We start from the raw sequence: 23,366 nt of genomic DNA on the forward strand, positions 1-23,366 counted from the left end.
GTAAACGGACGAGCGCGAATGTTCGTGCGGGGTGTATGGACCCTGATAGGCCGGTTTGGTGCCGCAAGGCCACGGATAAGGTTGAACCTCTCCTACACGCCAGGGCTCAGAACCCTACATCCTAGGGAGAATTGTATGACCCAGACCGCACTCGTCGTGGGCGCCAGCGGCATCGTTGGCAGCGCCACCACCCAGTTACTGCTCGATAACCAGTGGCAGGTTGCCGCGCTGTCGCGTAGCCCGTCCCAGATACCTGGCGTGATCCCGGTAGCCGCCGACTTGCAAGACCCGGCCTCAGTACAGCAGGCACTGGCCGAGTTGAAACCCACCCATGTGTTCATCACCACCTGGTCGCGCCAGGCCACGGAAGCCGAGAACATCCGCGTCAACGCCGCCATGGTGCGCAACGTGCTGGACGCCGTGCGCCCCGCCGGCACGGTGCAGCATGTGGCCCTGGTGACCGGTTTGAAGCACTACCTCGGCCCGTTCGAAAACTATGGCAAGGGCAGCCTGCCGCAGACCCCGTTCCGCGAAGAACAAGGCCGCCTGGACGTGGAGAATTTCTACTACGCCCAGGAAGACGAAGTGTTCGCTGCGGCCGAGAAAGACGGCTTCACCTGGAGCGTGCACCGCCCGCACACCGTCACGGGCGTCGCCGTGGGCAATGCGATGAACATGGCGACCACCCTCGCCGTCTACGCCAGCGTGTGCAAACACACCGGGCGCCCGTTTGTGTTCCCAGGTTCGCGTGTGCAGTGGGACAGCCTCACCGACATGACCGATGCACGGCAACTGGCCCAACAACAGCTATGGGCGGCGACCACACCGGCGGCGGCGAACCAGGCGTTCAACATCACCAATGGCGATGTGTTCCGCTGGCAATGGATGTGGGGGCAAATCGCCGATTACTTTGGCCTCACCCCGGCAGACTTCCCCGCCCAGCCCTGCCCGCTTGAGCAGCAGATGGCCGATGACCAGTCCGCCTGGAGCCAGATGGTTGCGCAGCATGGGTTGAAAGAAGCCGACATCAGCCGGCTCGTCTCGCCGTGGCACACCGATGCCGACCTGGGGCGGCCGATCGAGGTGGTCACGGACATGTCCAAGAGCCGCCAGCTGGGTTTCACCGCTTATCAGGCCAGCGACCAGGCGTTTTTCGCGGTGTTCGATCAGTTGCGCGCCGCGCGGTTGATCCCTTAACCCGGCAGGGGTTGGGTGGGTGCTGCAGCGCCAGCCCGGCGACCGGGCTTGAAACCATGGGCGCTGGCACCCCAGGCAATCGCCAGGGACACGCCCACCAACACCAGCATCGCCCACGGAAACGACGCCACGCCCCAGGTATCCAGCAATACCCCGCCGACCACGCCGCTGCCGGCAATGGCGCTGTTCCAGGCCACCACGTTCAGCGACAGCGCCACATCCGCGCCATCCCCCGCTGCATCGGCCAGCGCGGTTTGCAGCAAGGTTGCAGCGCCGCCAAAACTCAGGCCCCAGACCGCCACACCGAGGTAAACCACTTCAGGCACGCCGCCAAAAAAGCCCAACACCAGCGAGACGCCGCCAAACACCGCCAGGCTGGCGAGGACCGTGTTGCGCAAGAGCGGCTCCACCAACCTGGCCGCGATCCAGATCCCCGCCAACGCGGCCACCCCGAACACCAACAGCACCAGGTCAACCCGGTCCGCCAAGCCAGCAGGCGCCACGAACGGTGCAATGTAGGTGTACAGAATGTTGTGCGCCAGCATCCACGTCATCACCACCGCCAGCACCGGCCGTACGCCCGGCGTCGTCAACACCTTGCCCAACGACACGCGTTGATGCGCAGGCTGGGGCGCGTAGTCCGGGACTTTCACCAGCACCCACGCAATCAGTACCAGGCTCACGGCCGACATCAGGCCGAAGGTGGTGCGCCACCCCACCCACCCGCCCAGCCAGGTACCCAGCGGCACACCCAACGACAGCGCAATCGGCGTGCCGACCATCGCCAACGCCAGCGCCCTACCCTGTTGATGGGGCGCGACCATACGCCGTGCGTAACCGGCCAGCAGGCTCCAGGCCAACCCCGCCGCGACACCGGCAAAGAAGCGTGCCACCAGGGTCACGCCATAGTGTGACGACAGCGCCGTGATGGAGTTGAACAGCAAAAAGCCGACGATGGTCAGCAGCAGCACATTACGCCGGCGCCAGCTCCGGGTGGCGATGGTCAGGGGGATCACTGCCAGCACCGAGCCCAAGGCATACGCGGTGACCATCTGCCCGGCCATGGATGGGGAAATCGCCAGGCCGTCGCTGATCAACGGCAAGAGGCCGGCGGGCAGGGTTTCGGTGACGATGCAGATAAAGCCGGTCATCGCCAGGGCGAGCAAGGCGCCGATGGGCAGACGGTCGGATGACGCCGATAAGGTCAATGAGGGGGTCACGGGAAACTCCTTGATTGGGACTTAAATACTGATCGATACAGATGTTGCGGGCGTACGCCATGCGTTGTCAACGACTTATGTATCGACTAGTATTTATCTCGCTTTCCACCGGAGATCTCTCATGGCACAAATGGGCCGCCCCCGCACCTTCGACCGTGAACACGCCGTGGAACAGGCCATGCACCTGTTCTGGCAGCACGGCTACGACGCCACGTCACTGGCGCAGCTCAAGGCCGGCCTGGGCGGCGGGATCTCCGCGCCGAGTTTCTACGCGGCCTTCGGTTCCAAAGAAGCGTTGTTCGACGAATGCGTGCAGCGCTACCTGGCGACCTACGCCCAGGTCACTGAATGCCTGTGGGACGAAAACCTGCCACCGCGCCGTGCCGTTGAAACCGCACTGCGCCAATCCGCGCGCATGCAGTGTGAAGACGGACACCCCAAGGGCTGCATGGTGGCGCTGGGCGTAATGAGCGCGCCGAGCCCGGAGAATGCGCGGGTGGCGGACGGGTTGACGCAGTCGCGGCTGCGTACGCGGGCGGGGATTGTGGCGTGTGTGGAACGGGCGATTCGTCTGGGGCAGTTGCCGCCCACGGTTAACCCGGCAGTGATGGCGTCGGTGTTTGATAGTTTCCTGCAGGGCGTTTCGATTCTGGCGCGCGATAACGTCCCGCACGCCACCCTCGACGCAGCGATCAGCCAACTCATGCTGACTTGGGACATTGCAGCCTCCCTCGCCTCCCCTGTGGCGAGGGAGCTTGCTCCCGTTGGGACGCGCAGCGTCCCCACATCGGCTGATACAGGTGCGTCAGGGACGGCGCGTTCCTGAGGGCTGCGGCTGCTGCGCAGCCCAACGGGAGCAAGCGCCCTCGCCACAGGCTCACGTGAGGCTGAACGCATGGATCTTGTCGACAATCTGCCGTGAAGCCCTACGGATCGCCGTCGTCGTGTTGCCTGCGATATGCGGTGTGAGTTGGGCATTGCCGACGCCTGCCAGGGGCGAGTTGAAGCGGTCTTTTTCCAGCGCGAAGGTATCGATGGCGACCGCTTTGATGTGCCTGGGAAACGCGGTCATGAAGCTTGCCAACTGGGCTTCATCGACGATGCCGCCGCGAGCGGTGTTGATCAGCACCGACCCTCGGCGCATTTGCCTGAACTGGGCAAGCCCGAACAGGCCTCGGGTGAGCGGTGTCAGCGGGACGTGGATAGAGACCACGTCGGCCTCCCCCAGCACGTGCTCGAGGGTTGGTCGTCGCTCAAGCCCAAGGCTGCGCGCGGCCTGCTCGGTAAAACGTTCGGAACCGGTGGCGATGACCTTGATACCGAGCGATCCCGCTTTGCGTGCGACCTCTTGAGCAATGCTGCCCGTGCCGACCAACCCTAGCGTGAGTTCGCTGAATTCGCGGCTTGGCGCCAAGGTGCCCTTGGACCAGCGACCGCAGTGCGTTTCGGCGTTGTAGTGGTCCAGGTCTCTGGATAAAAACAACGCCTGGGCCACCACATAATCGGCGACCGCCGTCGCGTTGGAGCCCGGCGTGTTCAGCAAGGTCACACCACACCGCTGCGCCTCTTGCTGGTCGATATGGTTGAGGCCTGCACCGGCTTGGGCGATAGCGCGCAGCGGCGTGGGCAAGGCCGGTGATACGGCGGCGCGGATCAGTTCGCCGTCCATGGGAATATTCAGGCGCGTCTTGAACACGCTGTACCCCCCGGCCTGAGTCACGACGTCGATGAACGCTTGCCTGTCGTGGCCGTTGATCTCGGTGTACCGCAGGCGCTCGCCATAGTGTTGGCGAATGCTGTGTTTATCCGCGAAATAATAGAGATTGAGGGTGACCACCAGGCCCAACTCAAGGAAGCGGTCAACTTCCTCAAATAACAATGGAGGGCCGGGTGCATCCAGTATCAGGGTGGTAAACGCCATGCGCTTGGACCTCTTGCTAGAGAGAGGAGCGGGTCGATGCATCGTCAAGAACGTTGAACTTACGCCATCACGATACCGAGACACAGGCATACCCACTGGCCTGGCCACGTTCCACGTGCGCTAAAACAACAGACGCGAAAAATTGCAGCACGCCTGCGCCATCCGCGCCACGTCCTGGTTCAAGCCAAATTGCCGATCCACCCGGTGCAGCGCCACATACTGAATAGTCGGCAATTCCGGCTGCGTGACCAACGCGCGCAACGCCCCTTGCTCGATCAGGTGGGACAGACACGCCTTGGGCAAATAGCTCACACCGATCCCCGACAACGCCAACCCCACCTGCACCAGCAGGTTATGGCTAGTGAGTGTGCGTGGCATCTGCACGTTGTGCGCGGCCAGCCAGCGCTCGTAGATCAAGCCGGTGCCCGACTGTGAACCCTGGGTCAACACCGTGTAGTTGGCCAGGGTTTCAAGGCTGACAGGGTCTGCGTCAGGGATAAGACCCGGCGAACAGATCCAGGCGTTTTCCACGCATTGCAGCGCGGTGCTGTGGAAACGCGGATCGCTGTACACGTCGGGCACGATCACCAGGTCCAGTTGGTCGCTTTCCAGTTTGCGGAACAGCTCGCTGCTGAGCTCCACCGACGGCTCGATTTGCACCTTGGGGTAGGCCTGGCGCAGCGCTTCCACCAACGCCGGCAACCAGGTGAGCGCGGTGAGTTCAGTGACGCCCAGGCGAAACCTGCGCACCAGCACGTCACGGGCGCTGACCCGTTCCAGCAATTGGTCGCGGCTGTTGAGCAGGTCACGGGCGTAGTCGAGCAGCTCGCCGCCCTTTTCCGTCAGCCGGGCATTGCGCTTGCTGCGGTCGAAAATTTCGACGTCGAAGGTGTCTTCCAGCTCCTGGATACGCTTGGAGATGGCCGACTGCGACATGTTCAGCTTGTTGGCCGCCGCTTCGAAGCTGCCCAGTTCAGCGATCCAGTACAGCGCGTCGATTTGCTTGAAGGTGATCATGGCGGACCGCTCATGAAAAAAAGCGATGCTAACACATCATAAAATATCGCTAAAACTCTCCGATTATCACTCCTAAGATCTGGCCATAGCCCGTTGCTATCCAACGATTCTGGAGATTTGCCATGTCCTTGCCCGGTTCACGCATCCTTCCCAACGCCCCCATGGCCTCGGCCGAACTGGTCGAGGCCTTCGCCCAGGTGGTCACCCCGCACATCAGCGACAACCTCGGCCGACACATCGGCGCCCGCGGCCTCACGCGCTACAACCGCACCGGCAAATTGGTCGGCACGGCTATCACGGTAAAAACCCGCCCCGGCGACAACCTGCTGATCTACAAAGCCTTGAGCCTGCTGCAACCCGGCCATGTGCTGGTGGTGGATGGCCAGGGCGATACCAACAACGCGGTGATCGGCGAGCTGGTCAAGCTCTACGCCCAGCAACGCGGCTGCGTGGGGTTTGTGATTGATGGGGCGATCCGCGATGTCGCCAGCTTCGAGGACACCCCGTGCTATGCCCGCGCCGTTGTGCACACCGGCCCGTACAAAACCGGCCCCGGCGAAGTGAACGTGCCGGTGTCGATCGGCGGTATGATCATCAACCCCGGCGACCTGCTGGTAGGCGATGAAGACGGCCTGGTCGCGTTCTCCCAGGTAGACGCCGCCGAAGTGCTGCGCCGCGCCGCGCAGCATGCCGAACATGAAGAGGCTGTCAAAGCCGAGATCGCCAGCGGTGCCGTGCGCCAGAGCTGGATCGACAAGGTCCTGGACACTGCAGGGTTGGCGCCATGAAGCACTTTTTGTCTGACCGCGTCCTGGGCATCGCGCCCTCCCCCAGCATTGCCGCCAACGCGCTGGTGACCGAGTTGCGCGCCCAGGGCCGCGATATCGTCAACTTCACCGTGGGCGAGCCGGACTTCGACACCCCGGCGCATATCCTTGCCGCCGCCGGCCAGGCGATGCACAGCGGCGACACCCATTACACACCGACCACCGGCACCCTCGCCCTGCGCCAGGCCATCTGCCTCAAGCTGCAACGGGACAACGACCTGGTCTACGGGCTGGATGAAGTGGTGGCCGGTTGCGGCGGCAAGCACATCATCTATCACGCGCTGGCCGCCACGCTGAATCGGGGTGATGAAGTCATCGTGCACACGCCTTACTGGGTGTCATACCCCGATATCGCACGGCTCAACGATGCAACGCCGGTGATCATTCCCGGCGACGAAAGCCTGGGGTTCAAGCTGTCGCCCGACGCCTTGGAACAGGCGATCACCCCGCGCACCAAATGGGTGATCCTCAACAGCCCGAACAACCCCAGCGGCGCGGTCTACAGTGAAGCCGACCTGCTGGCGCTGGCACAGGTGCTGCGGCGTCATCCTCATGTGCTGATCATGGCCGACGAAATCTACGAGCACTTCGTGTATGGCGAAGCCCGGCACGTGCCATTGACGCGCCTGGCGCCCGACCTCAAGCCGCGCACGCTGATCGTCAACGGTGCCTCCAAAGGCTACGCCATGACCGGCTGGCGCCTGGGTTTTGGTGCCGGCCCCGCCTGGCTGATCGCGGCCATCGCCAAGCTGCTGTCGCAAACCACCACGTGCCCCAGTTCGTTGAGCCAAGCGGCTGCCGTGGCTGCGTTTGCCGGAGACCAGGCGCCCATCGCCGCGATGCGCGAGGAATACCAGCAACGCCGCGCACGCATGCTGGCCCTGCTGGCGGGCATCCCCGGCGTGAGCTGCACCCCGCCGGACGGCGCGTTCTACGTGTTCGCCAACGTCAGCGCACTGATGGGCAAGCTCACCCCACAAGGCGATCGCCTCGACAGCGACACCCAACTGGTGGACTACCTGCTGCGTGACTACGGCCTGGCCACCGTGAGCGGCGCAGCGTATGGCATGTCGCCCTATGTGCGCCTGTCCTTCGCAAGCTCGTTAGAAGTGATCGAAGAAGGGTGCCGTCGTCTCAAGGACGCCTGCCGCGACCTGCGCTGACGGTTTCCCGCTGCACCCGGCGACCCACGGACGGCCGCTGTTTTGACTGCCTAGAACAACAACTTAAAATCATTGATCTCAAATGAGGCATTCCTATGCACACGCCCCGTATCGCGCTGGTCTGGCAAATCATGATCGGCTTGCTCGCCGGCATCGCCCTGGGTGCCCTGTTGCACCGCTTTCCCGAATCCCGGCCGTGGCTGGTGGACAATCTGTTGCAACCGGCGGGCGACATCTTTATCAAGCTGATGAAGATGATCGTGGTGCCTATCGTATTCTCCTGCATGGTGGTGGGCATTGCGGGCCACGGTGACGGCAAATCCCTGGGCCGGATCGGGGCGCGCTCACTGGGGTATTTTTTCTGCATCACCACCTTGGCGATCATCGTCGGGCTGGTGCTGGGCAACCTGCTCAAGCCGGGCGCCGGCACGGAATTGTCCAGCCTGCACGCGGCGACTATCACCCTGCCCACCAGCAATGGTGGCGGCCACAGCCTGGGGCAAATCATCGTCGGCATCATCCCGGACAACGTGATCAACGCCATGGCCCAGGGCAGCCTGTTGTCGGTGCTGTTTTTTGCGGTGATGTTCGGGTTGGGTGTGGCGCGCTTGCCCGCCGAGCGCAAAGACCCGGTGATTGCCCTGCTACGGGGCGTCTCGGATGCGATGTTCAAGGTCACCTCGATGATCATGGCCTACTCGCCCATCGGCGTGTTCGGCATGATCGCGGTGACCGTGGCCAACTTCGGCTTCGGCTCACTGATGCCGCTGGCCAAGTTGATCATGGTCAGCTACGTGGCCATCGCCTTTTTTGTACTGGTGGTGCTGAACCTGGTGGCACGCCTGTGCGGCATCAACTTGTTCGCGCTGATGCGGCATATCAAGGATGAACTGGTATTGGCCTTCTCCACCGCCAGCTCGGCGGCTGTGATGCCGCAACTGATGAAGAAGCTCGAAACCTACGGCGTACCGCCTTCACTGGTGAGCTTTGTGGTACCGGTGGGGTATTCGTTTAACCTCGACGGTGCCTCGCTGTTCCTCGGCATCGGCACCTTGTTCGTGGCGCAGTTGTACGGTATCGACCTGAGCTTTGGGGACCAGGCGCTGCTGGTGGTGACGATGGTGCTCACCTCGAAAGGCGCTGCCGGGGTGCCAGGGTTTATGTTCGTGATTCTGTCGGCGACCCTGGCCAGTGCCGGGTTGCCATTGGAAGGGATCGCGTTCATCGCGGGGGTGTATCGCTTGATGGAAATGCCGACGACCGCCCTGAACGTGTTGGGCAATGCGCTGGCGCCGTTGGTGATTGCCAAGTGGGAGAGACGGGAGGCACGGGCTGCGCAGCAGCAAACAGCCCAAACACTCCCGGATTGTGGTGTGCAGAACAAGCCCTGATCCATTCAGCTAAGGGAGAACACTGTGCCAGTGGCGAGGGAGCTTGCTCCCGTTGGACTGCGCAGCAGCCCCAGGTCTGTCATGCAACAACGGGGGCCGCTTCGCGCCCCAACGGGAGCAAGCTCCCTCGCCACAGGTTACTTTGCACCGTTTGGGCACCGCGACATCGTGTATGAAGACCACGAATAAAGGCGCTCCAAAGAGCGCCTTTATTCATTTCACTCACTGCTCGCTGATGGACTTCACATCCGCCTTCGCGGCACCACCAATCGCAATACGCTTAGGCTTGGCTTCCTCCGGTACGACCCTGAGCAGGTCAATGCTCAGCAAACCATTGGAGAGCTGCGCGCCCTGCACTTCAATGTGGTCGACTAGGCGGAACGACAGGCGAAACGCGCGCTGGGCGATGCCCTGGTGCAGGTAGGTGATGCTTTCATTGTGCTCGCGCTTGCCGCCGGCGACGGTCAGCACACCTTTTTCCACCTGGATATCCAGGTCATCCTCCACCAGGCCTGCGGCCGCGATGACGATTCGGTAGTGGTCATCGCCGTGCTTTTCGACGTTGTGAGGTGGATAGGTGGTACCGGCCTCGCTGCGAAGCGCCGATTCGAAAAGGTCATTGAACCGGTCAAAGCCGACGGAGTGGCGGAACAGTGGGGCCAACGAAAGAGTAGTAGCCATTGCAAAATCTCCTGAGTTTTCTCCAAGTGATTAAGTACGCGACCCGGATTCGGCATCGCGTAAAGCCTAAGTAGGTTCAGGCGGAAAAATTTCAAGCGGGGTCCGTAAAATTTTTTATCCGGGGTCATGATCCCCCGAAGAAAGGCTGACGCACCGGCGCGCAAGGATCGTTGTGGGATCGACCAAAGCGACACTGTGAGCCCCTATCTCAAACATTTCAGGTTGATGCGCATGGCTATCGAGGGCTATGGCGTTGCCTGGTTGCCGCAGAGTGCGGTGGTGGATGAACTGGAGCGCGGCGTGCTGGTGCGCGCCGGGGGGTGATAATCACGCAAGACGTAGTGCTCGGACACTTACTCCCCTCCTCCTAACCCTAAGTTACGCAGGGCTGCTTCAAGCAGCCGCACTGCGTTCTGAGCCTCAGCGTTGGCGGTAAGCGTTGCGTTCGAAACATAGCCGCCGTTAGCAGCACCTTCTGCGTTCACCGCTGAAGCCGTCTGGACCGCCGTAGACCTGGCCTGAACCAAGTTTTGCTGCAACTCTCGTCTAAGAGTGGCTTGTTGTGTCACTCTCGGATCTTCCTTGCCGCCCTTCAAACCGACATCCCTCTGCCAGCCTCCATTCCCATCGGATACGACGCGCTTGGCGCTCTGCTTATAGACCCCCTTCCTGGTATCCAGAAGATAGAGCGAGTGCGATTGACGGGGGTTGGCAGAGTCTTTGAGGTAGTAGTTGGAAGCATCGCCCGTTAAGACGAAGGGCTTGTACACAGGTGTTTGTGATTCATTCAGTGATGGGACGGTAGGTGGGTGCGACGCCATTGGCGAAGTGGTGGGTTGCTCTCGCTGCAAAAAGGGTAGAGGTGCGGAATAAGGCAATGCGGTGCTGGCTATCACGGTTGTTGGATTCCTGAACAATAAATGGGTGGTGACGGATGAATAACTGCTGGGATGACGTTTGCCAGCAGACAAGCCAGTGGTGGGTTGGCAGATAAGGCCAGTTCCACGGCATCCAAGATGGATCCATGACTTTATTTTTCAGGAGTCGGACAAACGCCCGCTTTACTGACTCAGCGCTATGGCATTGAGGATCGTTGTCTAAGGCAACGACCTGTGCGTTGGCCAGGGAGGGCTGGGTCAAATACAAGGCAAAAAAAAGCCTGCATCTGTGCAGGTTTCTCTTTATGTCGCTATATGGCTCCATGAGCTGGACTCGAACCAGGGACCCAATGATTAACAGTCATTTGCTGGCTGTTAGGCGCACTGGGGCCACGGCGAAATGTGGCGCAGAAAATAGGTTAGCTGCATAGCGTGGTTCGCATGAATGCGTCACTCCAGGAAAGTTAGTCGGGTTGGGTGGGCTTGTCAAAGCAGGACATTTCAATGACCTGTAGGAAAAGGAGTCGTGCGCTGTCAGCTACTGAGTAACCTTTATGCATTACTTAATTTTCTGACTAACGTAGCCGCCATTAGCTTCAACGTTCTGCTCTCTACCTCAAACCCCTCATCTAGAGCACGTATGACCTGCGCCCTGTCAAGAATATGGCCAGCCAAAAAAACTGATTCAATTGACTCGATTGCATGAATGACAACCGACTCATCTTCAGTTTTTAGAAGCGACAGCAAAACGCGCAACGCCCGCTCATCATCCGAGTCTCCGAGAGACTCCGCACACCGACCTCGCCAGACTTCAGACTTTGCCAGAAGAGTAGATTCAAGTTCGTTCCAGCTTGAATTATCAAACTGAGAGACCTTGGAGGTCGCGATATCCATTCCTACATCCGACCGATAATCTTCTGACCCTATTGAATCCAATAACAACTCATAGTCTTTAAACACATTTCGCCTATCAGAATTTTACTCCTCAGGGTCAGACCCCATTTACAGCTTCATTTACTGCTCTCAACCCACCCGAAGCCCCCCATCAAGAGAGGGACTTTCCCAAAGCCAGCACCGGCGGAAAGTATCGTATCCGCCCCTCGGTAACCCAATGGGCCATCGCCTCCTGCCAACCCTGCCGGGATCCCTCAGGGTCTGACCCCGTTTACACTCTCAGCGCCATAACTATACAAACCTTTCTTAGCCATCTAAATAAACGACTGCAGAAAGCACTCACGCGTTGCTGGACAATCAAAAAAACTTCAAATCACTCCCCTTCAATATCGCAATCATAAGCCTCTGTTAACGAATAAAAAACCATACAACAATTCATAATTTGAAATCGAAACGCGGAGCACGTCGGGGACAACACCATGCCCCCGCAAGCACCCAGTCCTGGTTCGTAGCAAACCAAACCAGATCATTTACCTCTAGAAGCTCGTCATCCGTCTGCGTTATTCCAGATAATAGGACAGGTCAATCGGCATCAGACGTCAAACTTGGTTTTAACCTCTCCTCCACGCGCATAAGTCATCACAAACGAATTCCAATTTTCACCACGCTTGGTGGCGCACTCTCTCAACTCTTTCACCAAACGATAGATAATTGCTCCATTGTAATCCGTTTCTGCATCCGTCACACGATCCCCTTCTTTCTCGACAGTAAGAACCGTCTCCATATACCCCACACTCACTCTTACCTCATAACAAAAAGAGTCATAGCCATCCACGACACCAGCATCTAGCAACTCAAAAATCCGCTTCACCGACTGTAGGTCTTGAGTAACCACTATATAATCTCCGGAATCTTATGGGCTTCATTTTCAAACATAACTTTTTCGGCCTTTCCATTTATCGTATAGGTCACTTCCATGCTGTCAGGACGTGGCGACCGCGGATCCTCACGATAAAAATTTATAAACTAATTGGGGTCAGACCCTGAGGGATCCCCACAAATTTACTCCAAGCTCTGCGCCTGATGATGCACCTCATCACGCAGAGCATGCTCCAATATTTCTAATTGCTTTCGGTCTCCGAGACCTGTGCAACTGCGCCAATACTCCAGGCCTAAACGCCACAGAGAAAGTACTCGCCGCTCCTTGAGGCTGTTGCTTTGATAACGCCGCTCCAATTGGTTCTCTCGTGCCTGCAACCCTGTTAAGAAGATCAGGTAGTTGGCCAAAGCGGCAATCAGCAACAACACTTCAATGCGCCTTGGACAGTGGCTTCGATGCAGGTTCAAGCCCCATCCCAGGTGCTCACTTTTGACATCCCGGAAGCCTTCTTCGATCTGCATACGCCGCTTATAAATCGCGACGATTTTTGCTGGATTCCACTCGCTTTGCGACAAGTTACTGGCAAGCAACCACGGCTCGCGCTCACGTCTAGCGGACTGCCGGCTTAGTTTGCTTCTAGCGACTGAGCCTGTAACACGTTGGTGTTTGCGGCCCTTTGCTGAATGACGGACACAGTACAAATCGATGAAGTGAGGGGCGCTACGTGTCATCTCGACACGGCCTAACGATTTGGCCGATGAGGTGGCCAGAGCGTACAAATTCTTCACTGGTTGCCAGTCATTGTCTTCGCGACGATAAAGCTCACGATTTCGTATACGGGCCACGTAATACCAGCCCTGCGCTGCTACAGCCTTCATCCAGGGGCGCCGGAAACCTGCATCAGTGACCAGGACTGGAACGCATCCATCAGGCAGTAACTCAGCCAACGTTTTGAGCAGACGGCTTTGATATCTTGGGCAACTTTCGCGTTCATGAACGCTTTCATAAATAGGAAATGAACGTCCCGCAAACGGGACCGCAGCTCTTAACAAAAAAGCGTCGCCAGGCGCATCAATTCTCGACCAGTCGACCAAGATTAAAGGGTGCTTCAAGGAGCCCAGCAATGCCCGCAGCATCGCCCAGTAGAACAATGGCCGCTCCGCTCTCAGGTGTTGATTACCCAACAATCGGTCCACTCGCTTGATTGCATGTTTTGGATACGCTTGACCTGGCATAAAACGTCCGAGCGCAGTCAGCGTCAGGCGACGACCTCGTAGTAACGAACTGACACAACTCACCAGCGTTGTCAGACGGCGAGAATGGATTGAAGGCAGTGCTTGAGCGAGTGCTCTGTGTAAAAATCGGATGGCCTGCATGAGTTCGGGGGTCTTGTTTTTGTGTGGTGCAAACCAAGTTGCCGACTCATGCAGGCGTCTTCAATATTCCAACTTCTTGATTTTCGGTAAGAAAAATCGGGGATCCCTCAGGGTCAGACCCCATTTACCCGAAACGGACTGTGCCACAAATCTTTTATTGCCAACAAATTCGGCCCCCCTTTGCCGCGTTACAGCTTGAAACGCGAAACGACAGTACGCAGTTCCCCTGCCAGCAGCGTGAGCTCCTCCGCAGTCACAGCGTTGTCCTCTATGCCCTCCATCAGCGCAACGCTACCGTTACGAATCTCGGTCACATTGCGATTGATATCCTCCGAGACGGCGTGCTGCTGAACCGCCGCGCTGGCTATCTGGGTGTTCATTCCTACGATTTGCTCGACGCCGTCATTGATTGCATCCAGGCTAGTCGAGGCCTGATCAGCGGATTCGATGCATTCCTGCGCGCGCAGTTTGCCCGCTTTCATTTGCTCGACGGCGTCGCCTGTCGCCAGTTGCAGCTCTTGGATAATCCGGCGGATCTCTTCGGTTGAGTTTTGTGTGCGCGAGGCCAGAGTTCTGACCTCGTCGGCGACCACCGCGAATCCTCGACCCTGCTCACCGGCGCGGGCCGCCTCAATGGCCGCGTTCAACGCCAGCAGGTTGGTTTGATCAGCAATGTTACGGATCACCTCAATCACGCCGCCGATCTGCTGGCTGTGTTGCGCGAGTGCCGAAACCTTTTGCGCACTGCGCTCTACCTCATCGGCCAAGGCTTCAATAGTCACGCGGGTTTCCTGCATCTTCGCCAGGCCGGTGTTTGAGGACTGGCTGGCGTGCCCAGCGGCGTGGGCAGCACCCTCGGTGTTTTGCGCCACGTCCGCAACGCTGGTGGTCATCTCGTTGATAGCCGTAGCGACTTGTTCGGTTTCGCTTTGCTGGGCGCTCATCGCGCGTTTAGCCCGGTCAATCGACACCCCAATGCGCTCCGCCGCATCGGAGACCGATTGTGAACTGCGCTCGACCTGGGCAAGCGAGGAGCCAAAGGCTTGCACCATATGGTTAAGGCCGTTGCCCACGTCGGCCATTTCATCTTTGCCGCGCACTTGAACTCGCACGCTCAGGTCGCCCTGAGCAATGAGTTGGGTGGCAATCAAAACATCGTTGATCGTGCGACGCATGGCGCTGTAGATGCCGCTGAACACATACACCAGCAACAGGCCAAGAACGACAAACATACCTAGAATGAATAGTCGTTCCGACGTTTTTTCCTGAACTCGGCGTTCAAGCGCATTCAACAGTGCGTCTTGCAGCGTGTCTTGCGCTTTGTACAACTCAGCCACCACCGCATTGCCCTTAGCCGGCAAGTTCTGCACGCCGCTGATGATGTCGCTTGGCGCGCCAATCAATACTTCGAGGTCGGCGCGGAAGCTGTCGAGGCTCGCAAAAGCACTGGTGATCGGCGCCTGAATACTATCGGTGAGGGCGGGTTCTCTGCGGCGCAAAAGTGCCAGGCTTTGCTGAAGTTCTTTATGGATGAGCAACTCATTTTTAAGCATCGACTTGATGACGCTGCGCTCACCCCCACTCAACGTTCGCCCATCATGTAGCCCGCTGGCCAGCCCGCGCAATTGCCCGACGATATTGATTTGTCGTGGCAGCCTTAAGGTGCTCTGATCGATCATGAACAACGATGCGTAATCTTCATCCAGCACCATGCCCGACGTGGCCGATACGTAGTATACGAAGTTCAACGTCTCGGTGAGCTGATCGTTCCAGTCGTCGAAGATGGCACTCTGGTTGGCATCCGCTTTCGCCCGCTCAATCAAACGCTGCGCCCCAGAGTGCAGACGCTGCACTCGATCACCGGTTTCCAGCTGTGTGTTGAGTTGTCGGTCGGTTGCAGCCAGTTTCGAAAACGCGTCCTCCAACTTCAACTGGTTGGCCGACAGATCGGCTTGAGCGGTTGTATCCCCGCTGAGCAAGCGGTTGGTGAGCGCACGTTGCAACATCGATAGGCGTAGTACAGGTGTTACGTCCAATAGATAGCGCTGGCCTACTTGTTCCGAGCGAATGACCTCAAGGCTTCCGTTGATCTGATGGATCACGCGCGTACCGAGCAGAACCAAAGGGATTAGGACGATGATTGCAAGCACACCGAATTTCGTGGAGAAGCGTAATCGGTCAGCCAGGTGTACGGCAGGAGCAAGGATGTTCATGGAGTTCTCACAGCCCGGAATGGGACGGTTTGTAGTTGATGTGTAGTTGAGAACACTCCATTTTCTCGAATGCCTGGCTCTGTCTGGCTCATTCGGCTAATCACGTTTTATGCAATTAAACGTTTCAGACATCCTGTCGGCATTGAGATTGAAAACTTTATGAAAAGTTGTACAGATATTTATTTTTGTACAACTTGTGAACGCTTTGATAGCAATGATGTCTCCGAGCCATCACTGCTTCAAGGGAGTCTTGTAGGGTAAGCGCTGCGGTCGCTACCGGATTGATCTGTGCTGGAGGCCGTTTGTCTCCCATCGACATGTCTATAGATCTGGACCGTGTTGGTTGGCTTCTGTTGAGGCGCTGCATCCACGACACTAAATGTCAGACTGGTTTTCCCCATAGAAGGACGCGCCGCAATGACGATCAAATCAGCATCTTGAAAGCCGCCTGTGATCTGGCGCATCGCCTCCAAACCACTGGGAATGCCAGTAATGCTCTCGCCCTCATTGAAGTGGTAGTCGATCCTTTCAAGCACCTCATGCGATAGCGCATAAAACGACGACAGCGACGGCTGATTATCCAGATCGATGGGCAGGATGCGGATCCCTGCATCGGCGCAGAACGCACCTAAATTGGCGCCAACCGTGGTCTTACCCGGCCCGCCTTTGGTTGAAACGACTGCAGCGACTTTCACGGAGCTTCCCTCTTAATCGTAGGATTTGAGACGGCTTCATGCTGGTCACGCTGTGCGCTTTGATCACCCTGGAGAAATCCAAGGCAAAAAAAAGCCTGCATCTCTGCAGGCTTCTCTTTTATGTCGCTATCTGGCTCCACGACCTGGACTCGAATAGAAAAATAAGTACCTGTTTTCCAATAAAATTGTGCTGATCTCCAAAATCTTTACCCCTACTATTATCCTAATTAAGCCCGGATTTTATACAAACTCTTTGGATCCCCATGAGCACGGCAATCCGAACTGTTGAGTTGTGACAGGAAACCAATCGGCCAGAAGGACAGTTGAGATTTACCCCGATAAGAACAATTGTTCAATTTGTGCTCGGTTTCAGCATCGATGGACATGGCGATTGGGTCAGGACCTCTCTCCGCGAGCTCCCTTCGACCACAACGCCGCCACCAGGCAGCCGATGCCAGCCCCACCCATCACCAGCGCCATGCCCTTCGGCGTTCCATCCGCCAACCAGCTGACTAATGCTGCGCTGAAAATGCCGCTGCCGTAGTGCATGGCCCCGACGAGCGACGAAGCAGAACCCGCTCTGTGGGGAAAGAAGGCCAACGCGCCCGCGACGGAATTGGCGACGATAAGCCCGTTCATGGACATGTAGAAAAATATGGGGATGACCAAGCCCCAAATCCCACCCCAACCAAACAACACGCAAACACTGAGCACCACACCGAAAAAAGCCAACGTCCATGCGCCGCGATAGAAAAGCTGCTCGCTACTCATGCGGCTCAGCAATCGGCCATTGATGAAATTGGCGATCATCATGCCGACGATATTTACCCCGAACAGCCACCCGTAGGCCTGAGGTGACACCTGGTAGAAGTCGATGTAGGCGAACGGTGTTCCGACGATAAACGCGTAGGCACCGCCGTAAAAAAATCCGCCCGACAACGCGTAGCCGATCAGCCGAGGATCGCGGATTAGCTGCAGATAAGTGGCAAACGTATGCCGCAGTGGCTCACGCGTTCTGTGCTTGGGAGGGAGACTCTCTGGCAGCCTGCCGAACGAAAAGAGCGTCACCAGCCCGACGATAGCCAGTGCCCAAAAGATTGCCGGCCACGACCACAGCAACAGGATCTGGCCGCCAACCAGCGGACCGGCAATCGGAGCTACGCCCATGATCAAAATCAGCGTCGACAGCATCTTCGCCGACTGTTCCCTGCCGTACAGGTCGCGCACCATTGCCCGCGACAGCACCGGCCCCACACAGGCGCCCAGTGCCTGAACCACCCGCCACACCATCATTTCAGTGACTGTCGTCGACAGCGCACAGCCAACCGAGCCGATGATGAAAAGGACCATCCCAATAAGGATCGGAAACTTGCGTCCAAACCGGTCGCTGATTGGCCCCCATATCAACTGGCCAAGGCTGAACCCGATCAGGAAGGCGGAAAACGTCAGCTCAACGCCCGCTGAATCGGTATGCAACGCGCGACTAATGGCGGGCAGGGCAGGCAGATACATATCAGTAGAAATCGAGGCGAACGACATCAACGCACTCAGGTTAAGCATCAACCGCACGTTGTTGGTTGTGCGCGGCACGTCCGATGGGCTGCCAGCGTTGCGTTCTGTCTCGGCAGGGCCAAGAGATGACATGGAATTCGCCTATAGCCGGTAAGTAGCTCGCCAGCGTAAGTGTTACTGAATGTTCGATTAACCCCTTAATCCCGCAAGGGGAAATGAGCACTGCTCATGAATGCCCCGGTGCATCAGCGCTTGCAGCGACGGAGCTTCGGATTGATTAGTTCTCTTCATATGTCCTTGCCGTTTTACCCGGGTAGTCCAATCGCAGGTCATCACTTAACGTCCTCCCATCGAGGTTGCAGCCGAGTGACTGCAACCCTCCCCCACCTTGGCTCAAGGGCCAGGCGGGTTTGCTTACGCCGGGAGAGAACGCAATGCAAAAGCGCTATTTGGGCAACAGTTCGTTAGAAGTCTCGGCCCTTGGCCTGGGCTGCATGGGCCTGAGCCACGGCTATGGTCCGGCCACGGACACCCAGGATGCCGTGTCCCTGATCCGCGCCGCCGTGGACCTGGGCGTTACCTTCTTTGACACCGCAGAGGTGTACGGCCCCTACTTGAACGAAGACGTGGTAGGGCAGGCCTTGGCGCCCGTGCGCGATCAAGTGGTGATCGCCACCAAGTTTGGTTTCACCTTTGGCGCGGACAACAAACAGCAGATTCTCAACAGCCGCCCGGAGCATATTCGCGAGGCCGTTGAGGGCTCGCTGCGGCGGCTCAGGACCGATTACATCGATCTTCTTTACCAGCATCGGGTCGATCCGGATGTGCCCATCGAAGACGTTGCCGGCACCGTCAAAGCCTTGATCGCTGAAGGCAAAGTGAAGCACTTCGGCCTCTCGGAAGCAGGCGCACAGACCATCCGCCGAGCGCACGCCGTGCAACCGGTCACGGCGCTGCAAAGTGAATATTCGATGTGGTGGCGAGAGCCCGAGTTGGAGATTTTCCCAACCCTCTCCGAGCTGGGCATCGGCTTCGTACCGTTTAGCCCGTTGGGCAAAGGTTTTCTCACCGGTGCTATTTCAGCCGACGCATCGTTTGGCAGCGATGACTTTCGCAGCGTCGTTCCACGCTTTGGCCAGGAGGCGCTGCAGGCCAATCAGAACCTGGTCATCCGACTGCGCGAGATCGCCGCGCAAAAAGGGGTAACCCCTGCGCAGATCGCCCTCGCCTGGCTGCTCGCCCAGGCGCCGTGCATCGTACCGATTCCGGGGACGACCAAGCTGCATCGCCTTCAAGAAAACATCGGCAGTGCGTCGGTCAACCTTACCGAAGCGGAGCTGGAAGCCATCGCCTGCGCCTTATCGCAGATCAGCATTCAAGGTGACCGCTACCCCGAGGCGCTTAAAGCGCGTGTCGGACGCTAAGGGAGGCTGAATGAACGACCACGACTCGCTACGCCGCACGGTAGTTTTTGCGTTGGCCAGCTCGCCGTTTCTGGCGCGGGCCAGCACGGACGCCAGCGACGAGCGCTCTGCACCTTCCGGCTCTCGCACCTTGGTGGCGTACTTCTCTCGTTCCGGCAACACGCGGGTCGTGGCCGGGCTTATCCAGCGCGGCCTGGGTGCTGACCTGTACGAAATTCGCCCTGCCACCGCCTACCCTGAGGACTACCTGCAAACGGTGGAACAGGCGCGCCGGGAGCGCGATAGCGGCTTCGAGCCGGCACTGGAAAGCAGGGTCCACAACTTGGACGCGTACGACACCCTGTTTCTCGGCTTTCCCATCTGGGGTGAAACCATGCCCCCAGTGGTGCGCGCGTTTCTTTCGGCACATGACCTTGCGGGCAAGACCATCATTCCATTCAACACCCATGGCGGCTATGGCTTAGGCAACAGCCGTGCCGTGCTCGACCGTCACGCACCCAAGGCCAAGGTGCTGGTGGGGTTCGTGATGGAGGGCGAGCAAGAGCGCAAAACCATGGAGTGCGTGAACGAATGGATAAGCGACAGCAACTTCAAACGTTAAACGTGCGACGCAAGTCATCGACCCGCTGCGCCCCCCCATTTCCAACTAGGAGACACCAATGAAAACCCGCATTTTGGGCAATGGCCTGGAAGTGTCCGCACTCGGTCTTGGCTGCATGAACATGACTCAGGTCTACGGCCCGGCCGCCGACAAGCAGGACATGATCAAACTGATCCGCACCGCCCACGAACGTGGCGTGAACCTGTTCGACACCGCCGAGGCCTACGGACCGTTCAGCAATGAAGAGCTGCTCGGCGAGGCCCTGCAGCCAATCCGCGACCAGGTGGTGATCGCCACCAAATTCGGTTTCGACATCGACTTGATTTCCGGCGCCCGAGGGGCTGGCCTCAACAGTCGACCGGAGCATATCCGCGCAGTGGCTGACGCCGCGTTGAAGCGCCTGCGCACCGACCGTATCGATCTGTTCTACCAGCACCGTGTCGATCCTGCGGTGCCCATCGAAGAGGTCGCGGGCACAATCAAAGACCTGATCGCTGAAGGCAAGGTAAAACACTTTGGCCTCTCTGAAGCCGGTGTCGAGACTATCCGCCGCGCACACGCGGTGCAGCCGCTGTCTGCGGTGCAGAGCGAGTACTCGTTGTTCTGGCGTGGCCCTGAGCAAGAGCTGCTGCCCGTGCTGGAGGAGTTGGGCATCGGCTTCGTGCCGTTCAGCCCACTTGGCGCCGGTTTTCTCACCGGCAAGATCGATGAGAACACCCAGTTTGATGCATCGGACTTCCGTAACTTCGTACCGCGCTTCTCCGTAGAGGCACGCAAGGCCAACCTGGCGTTGGTCGAGGTGGTGAAAGCAGTCGCACAGCGCAAAAATGCCACGCCTGCCCAAGTGGCCTTGGCTTGGCTGCTGGCACAGAAGCCTTGGATCGTGCCAATCCCCGGCACCACGAAACAGCATCGCCTTGATGAAAACCTTGGCGCTATCGAGCTGGAATTGAGCCGCGATGAGCTGCGTGCGATCCGTGAGCAGATCTCGCAGGTCCAGGTCCTCGGCGAACGCCTGCCTGAGGCCGTACTGAAGATGACTGGGCTTTGATCCCTTCCCTGCCAGGAGTTACGGCTATGAACCCCCTGATCGCCCCACTGGTTGCCCTTTCGCTTATGGCTGGCGAAGCCACAGCCGAGGACACCAAGGAAGTTCGCGTCACCCGTGTTGGCACTAAGCCTTCCGTTCAAGGCCCTGCTGACAACTTCACCGGCACCGTGCGGGTTGATGGCCTATTCAAGGGCGATGCTCCCGCACGCATTGGCGGCGGTACAGTGACCTTCGAGCCTGGAGCACGCACGGCTTGGCATACCCATCCGCTGGGCCAAACGCTCATCGTCACCGCTGGCGTGGGCTATGTGCAGCAGGCAGGCGGCCCCCGCCAGGAAATTCGCCCAGGCGACACCGTATGGATTCCGGCCAACGTGCGTCACTGGCATGGGGCTACCGCTACCACAGCTATGACCCATATCGCGTTGGCAGAATCCCTGGATGGCAGCGCCGTGACCTGGGGCGACAAGGTCTCCGATGCCGAGTACGGAGGCGCGCCAAAATGACTGCATCGATCTTGCGTGCCCTGAGATATCGCGAAACCCGCTCCATTGCCGCTTTCCTGGCATTGTGCCTTGGCTTGGGGGACGTTCCCGGCGTTGTCGCCCAAGAAAGCGTGGCACCGTCTACCCCAGCCAATACAGCACCGCCCTCCGAAGCATTGTCGAGCAGACAACAGGCCATTCCATTGATCGCTGCGTTTATGGCATCCAGCGACATTCCCCGCCTTAACCAGGCGTTGAATCAAGGATTGGATGCGGGCCTGACCATCAGTGAGGCCAAGGAAATTCTGGTGCAGCTCTATGCGTACGCGGGCTTCCCACGCAGCCTGAATGCGCTGGGCGAACTGATGAAGGTCGTTGATGCGCGCAAAGCGCGAGGTATTCAGGATGTAACAGGACGCGAACCCAGTCGGCCCGCCCCAACGGGCCAGGAATTGGTTGAGGTCGGTACTGTTAACCAGACCCGCATATCCGGTGGAGCGGTGAAAAGTCCGGTGTTCGACTTTGCGCCGGTCATCAACCAGTACCTGCAGGCCCATCTGTTCGGCGACATCTTCGAGCGTGACAACCTGGACTGGCAAAGCCGTGAACTGGCCACCGTCGGCGCTTTGGCTGCAACGCCGGGTGCCGAGCCGCAGCTGCGCTCCCATATGCTGGCGAGCATGCGGGTCGGCCTGAGTGCTGGCCAACTGCGCCAGGTGACCGAAATACTCGCCAAACACGCAGACGAAGCAGTCGCCACGCGTGCGAGTGCGGCGCTGACTCAAGCCCTTGCGGCGTCGGGTAGTTGAACATGAAGAGCACAAGGAACGTTCTGACCCTCGCTATCACGTGCCTACTTGCCGCCTGTGCGGCGCCTATCAGCAGCCCTGGCAACACCGCCGCGCCATTGCAGATTCAGGAGCAAGGCAGCTTCGCCGCCGGCGGCACCCTAATCACTGCACCGGGTACGTTCGACCCGCGCAAACCCATGGCGCCCGATGGCCAGACCTACCATGGCGATCACGCCTATGTGTTTTACCAATTGCCGGTCAACGCGCGAAAACTGCCGATCGTCATGTGGCACGGTGCCGGCCAGTTTTCCAAAACCTGGGAAACCACAGCCGATGGCCGCGAAGGCTTCCAGAACATTTTTCTGCGCCGTCAGTTTAGCGTGTACCTGATCGACCAACCCCGCCGCGGTAACGCCGGTCGCAGCATGGTAGAGGCAACGCTCAAGCCCACGCCGGACGAACAGCTGTGGTTTAACCAGTTCCGCATCGGTTTGTGGCCCAACTACTTTGATGGCGTGCAGGTCGCGCGCGATGAGCAAACACGCGACCAGTTCTTTCGCGCCATGACCCCCAACACAGGTCCGTTCGATATGGACGTGGTTTCCGATGGAGTATCCGCTGCGTTCAACCGGATCGGCCCCGGCATTTTATTCACTCACTCCCAAGGCGGCGGCCCCGGCTGGCTCACCGCGATCAAGAACGACAAGGTGAAAGCCATCGTCGCGTTCGAGCCGGGTAGCAGCTTTGTCTTTCCTTCAGGAGAGGTTCCGGCACCGATACCCAGCGCTTTCGACACGGTGCAAGGCGCTGAGGTGCCGATGAGCCAGTTCATGGCATTGACGCGGATTCCGATCCTGATCCTCTACGGTGACAACATTCCTGATCACGCCATCGACCTACCGGCCCAAGACAGCTGGCGGGCCCGACTCGCGATGGCGCGGCTGTGGCGCGACAGCGTTAACAAACATGGCGGTGACGTGAAGCTAATTCATCTTCCGGAAATTGGCATCAAGGGCAACACGCACTTTCCTATGTCAGACCTGAACAACATTCAGATCGCGGACTTGGTGGCCAAGTTCCTTGCCGAGAAACATCTGAATTGATCTGGAATGCAGGCCTGCCGAATCAGAAAAAAACCTGCTACTTCAC

The 23,366-nt window shown here is 58.6% G+C and carries 21 protein-coding genes and 3 pseudogenes; 12 read left to right on the forward strand and 12 right to left on the reverse strand.

The window, feature by feature from the left end; translation table 11 throughout:
- Window positions 1–135: 135 nt before the first annotated feature.
- Window positions 136–1,197, forward strand: coding sequence for an SDR family oxidoreductase (locus tag ACI512_RS25730; RefSeq protein ID WP_122811204.1), 1,062 nt, complete (start codon window positions 136–138; stop codon window positions 1,195–1,197).
- On the opposite strand, the gene ACI512_RS25735 is transcribed toward ACI512_RS25730, so the two are convergent.
- Window positions 1,194–2,417, reverse strand: coding sequence for an MFS transporter (locus ACI512_RS25735; RefSeq protein WP_405121419.1), 1,224 nt, complete (start codon window positions 2,415–2,417; stop codon window positions 1,194–1,196). The genes ACI512_RS25730 and ACI512_RS25735 overlap by 4 nt on opposite strands.
- Window positions 2,418–2,538: 121 nt before the next feature.
- On the opposite strand from ACI512_RS25735, the gene ACI512_RS25740 reads away from it, so the two are divergent.
- The gene (locus ACI512_RS25740) at window positions 2,539–3,243 is read left to right on the forward strand and encodes a TetR/AcrR family transcriptional regulator (protein ID WP_064052791.1); all 705 of its coding nucleotides are present in this window, start codon (window positions 2,539–2,541) and stop codon (window positions 3,241–3,243) included.
- A 51-nt stretch (window positions 3,244–3,294) separates the two neighbouring features.
- Here ACI512_RS25740 and ACI512_RS25745 read toward each other — a convergent pair whose 3' ends face one another.
- The gene (locus ACI512_RS25745; RefSeq protein ID WP_236382118.1) at window positions 3,295–4,338 is read right to left on the reverse strand and encodes a D-isomer specific 2-hydroxyacid dehydrogenase family protein; all 1,044 of its coding nucleotides are present in this window, start codon (window positions 4,336–4,338) and stop codon (window positions 3,295–3,297) included.
- 120 nt (window positions 4,339–4,458) lie between these two features.
- Window positions 4,459–5,355, reverse strand: a complete 897-nt coding sequence (locus ACI512_RS25750; RefSeq protein ID WP_236382119.1) for a LysR family transcriptional regulator — start codon at window positions 5,353–5,355, stop codon at window positions 4,459–4,461.
- 122 nt (window positions 5,356–5,477) lie between these two features.
- Here ACI512_RS25750 and ACI512_RS25755 point away from each other — a divergent pair, with 122 nt between their 5' ends.
- From ACI512_RS25755 to ACI512_RS25765, 3 genes are all read left to right on the forward strand, one after another.
- Complete coding sequence (locus tag ACI512_RS25755) at window positions 5,478–6,143, forward strand: RraA family protein (protein WP_236382121.1); 666 nt, start codon at window positions 5,478–5,480, stop codon at window positions 6,141–6,143.
- Window positions 6,140–7,345, forward strand: a complete 1,206-nt coding sequence (locus ACI512_RS25760) for a pyridoxal phosphate-dependent aminotransferase (protein ID WP_236382129.1) — start codon at window positions 6,140–6,142, stop codon at window positions 7,343–7,345. The genes ACI512_RS25755 and ACI512_RS25760 overlap by 4 nt, the downstream gene beginning before the upstream one ends.
- Window positions 7,346–7,440: 95 nt before the next feature.
- Window positions 7,441–8,736 (forward strand): cation:dicarboxylate symporter family transporter, encoded by a 1,296-nt coding sequence (locus ACI512_RS25765; RefSeq protein WP_405121420.1) that lies wholly within the window; start codon window positions 7,441–7,443, stop codon window positions 8,734–8,736.
- 222 nt (window positions 8,737–8,958) lie between these two features.
- On the opposite strand, the gene ACI512_RS25770 is transcribed toward ACI512_RS25765, so the two are convergent.
- A complete protein-coding gene (locus ACI512_RS25770; protein WP_064052786.1) occupies window positions 8,959–9,417 on the reverse strand; it encodes an Hsp20 family protein in 459 nt (152 codons plus the stop codon).
- Between the two features lie 222 nt (window positions 9,418–9,639).
- Here ACI512_RS25770 and ACI512_RS25775 point away from each other — a divergent pair.
- Window positions 9,640–9,738 (forward strand): annotated as a pseudogene (locus ACI512_RS25775) (LysR family transcriptional regulator); the annotation flags it as partial.
- Window positions 9,739–9,770: 32 nt separating this feature from the next.
- Here ACI512_RS25775 and ACI512_RS25780 read toward each other — a convergent pair.
- The 8 genes and pseudogenes from ACI512_RS25780 to ACI512_RS25815 form a co-directional block, all read right to left on the reverse strand.
- Window positions 9,771–10,313: a hypothetical protein gene (locus tag ACI512_RS25780; protein WP_167355308.1), complete on the reverse strand. Its 543-nt coding sequence runs from the start codon at window positions 10,311–10,313 to the stop codon at window positions 9,771–9,773.
- A 534-nt stretch (window positions 10,314–10,847) separates the two neighbouring features.
- Window positions 10,848–11,189 carry a HEAT repeat domain-containing protein gene (locus ACI512_RS25785; RefSeq protein WP_236382139.1) on the reverse strand — a complete coding sequence of 114 codons (342 nt, stop codon included), beginning with the start codon at window positions 11,187–11,189 and terminating at the stop codon, window positions 10,848–10,850.
- Between the two features lie 592 nt (window positions 11,190–11,781).
- Complete coding sequence (locus tag ACI512_RS25790) at window positions 11,782–12,084, reverse strand: hypothetical protein (protein ID WP_405121421.1); 303 nt, start codon at window positions 12,082–12,084, stop codon at window positions 11,782–11,784.
- A 167-nt stretch (window positions 12,085–12,251) separates the two neighbouring features.
- Window positions 12,252–13,445, reverse strand: coding sequence for an IS4 family transposase (locus tag ACI512_RS25795; protein WP_122304830.1), 1,194 nt, complete (start codon window positions 13,443–13,445; stop codon window positions 12,252–12,254).
- A 188-nt stretch (window positions 13,446–13,633) separates the two neighbouring features.
- Window positions 13,634–14,170: pseudogene (locus tag ACI512_RS25800) on the reverse strand (methyl-accepting chemotaxis protein); the annotation flags it as partial.
- A 327-nt stretch (window positions 14,171–14,497) separates the two neighbouring features.
- Window positions 14,498–15,658 (reverse strand): annotated as a pseudogene (locus ACI512_RS25805) (HAMP domain-containing protein); the annotation flags it as partial.
- Between the two features lie 239 nt (window positions 15,659–15,897).
- Complete coding sequence (locus ACI512_RS25810; protein WP_329616600.1) at window positions 15,898–16,353, reverse strand: DnaB-like helicase C-terminal domain-containing protein; 456 nt, start codon at window positions 16,351–16,353, stop codon at window positions 15,898–15,900.
- 396 nt (window positions 16,354–16,749) lie between these two features.
- Window positions 16,750–17,997: a Bcr/CflA family multidrug efflux MFS transporter gene (locus tag ACI512_RS25815; protein WP_372812811.1), complete on the reverse strand. Its 1,248-nt coding sequence runs from the start codon at window positions 17,995–17,997 to the stop codon at window positions 16,750–16,752.
- 302 nt (window positions 17,998–18,299) lie between these two features.
- Between ACI512_RS25815 and ACI512_RS25820 the strand changes: the two genes are divergently transcribed.
- The 6 genes from ACI512_RS25820 to ACI512_RS25845 are packed head-to-tail and all read left to right on the forward strand — an operon-like array spanning window position 18,300 to window position 23,320.
- A complete protein-coding gene (locus ACI512_RS25820; protein ID WP_236383519.1) occupies window positions 18,300–19,289 on the forward strand; it encodes an aldo/keto reductase in 990 nt (329 codons plus the stop codon).
- 10 nt (window positions 19,290–19,299) lie between these two features.
- A complete protein-coding gene (locus ACI512_RS25825; protein WP_236309684.1) occupies window positions 19,300–19,890 on the forward strand; it encodes a flavodoxin in 591 nt (196 codons plus the stop codon).
- Window positions 19,891–19,948: 58 nt separating this feature from the next.
- Window positions 19,949–20,941 (forward strand): aldo/keto reductase, encoded by a 993-nt coding sequence (locus ACI512_RS25830; RefSeq protein ID WP_169878013.1) that lies wholly within the window; start codon window positions 19,949–19,951, stop codon window positions 20,939–20,941.
- A gap of 26 nt (window positions 20,942–20,967) precedes the next feature.
- On the forward strand, window positions 20,968–21,447 hold the full coding sequence (locus ACI512_RS25835; protein ID WP_236309686.1) for a cupin domain-containing protein: 480 nt from the start codon (window positions 20,968–20,970) through the stop codon (window positions 21,445–21,447).
- Entirely contained in the window at window positions 21,444–22,235 is a 792-nt protein-coding gene (locus tag ACI512_RS25840) for a carboxymuconolactone decarboxylase family protein (RefSeq protein ID WP_236383515.1), read from the forward strand. The genes ACI512_RS25835 and ACI512_RS25840 overlap by 4 nt, the downstream gene beginning before the upstream one ends.
- 2 nt (window positions 22,236–22,237) lie before the next feature.
- Entirely contained in the window at window positions 22,238–23,320 is a 1,083-nt protein-coding gene (locus tag ACI512_RS25845) for an alpha/beta fold hydrolase (protein WP_169878016.1), read from the forward strand.
- The last annotated feature ends 46 nt before the right edge of the window (window positions 23,321–23,366 follow it).

The organism is Pseudomonas petroselini (assembly GCF_045037875.1).
Taxonomy (GTDB): Bacteria; Pseudomonadota; Gammaproteobacteria; order Pseudomonadales; family Pseudomonadaceae; genus Aquipseudomonas; species Aquipseudomonas petroselini.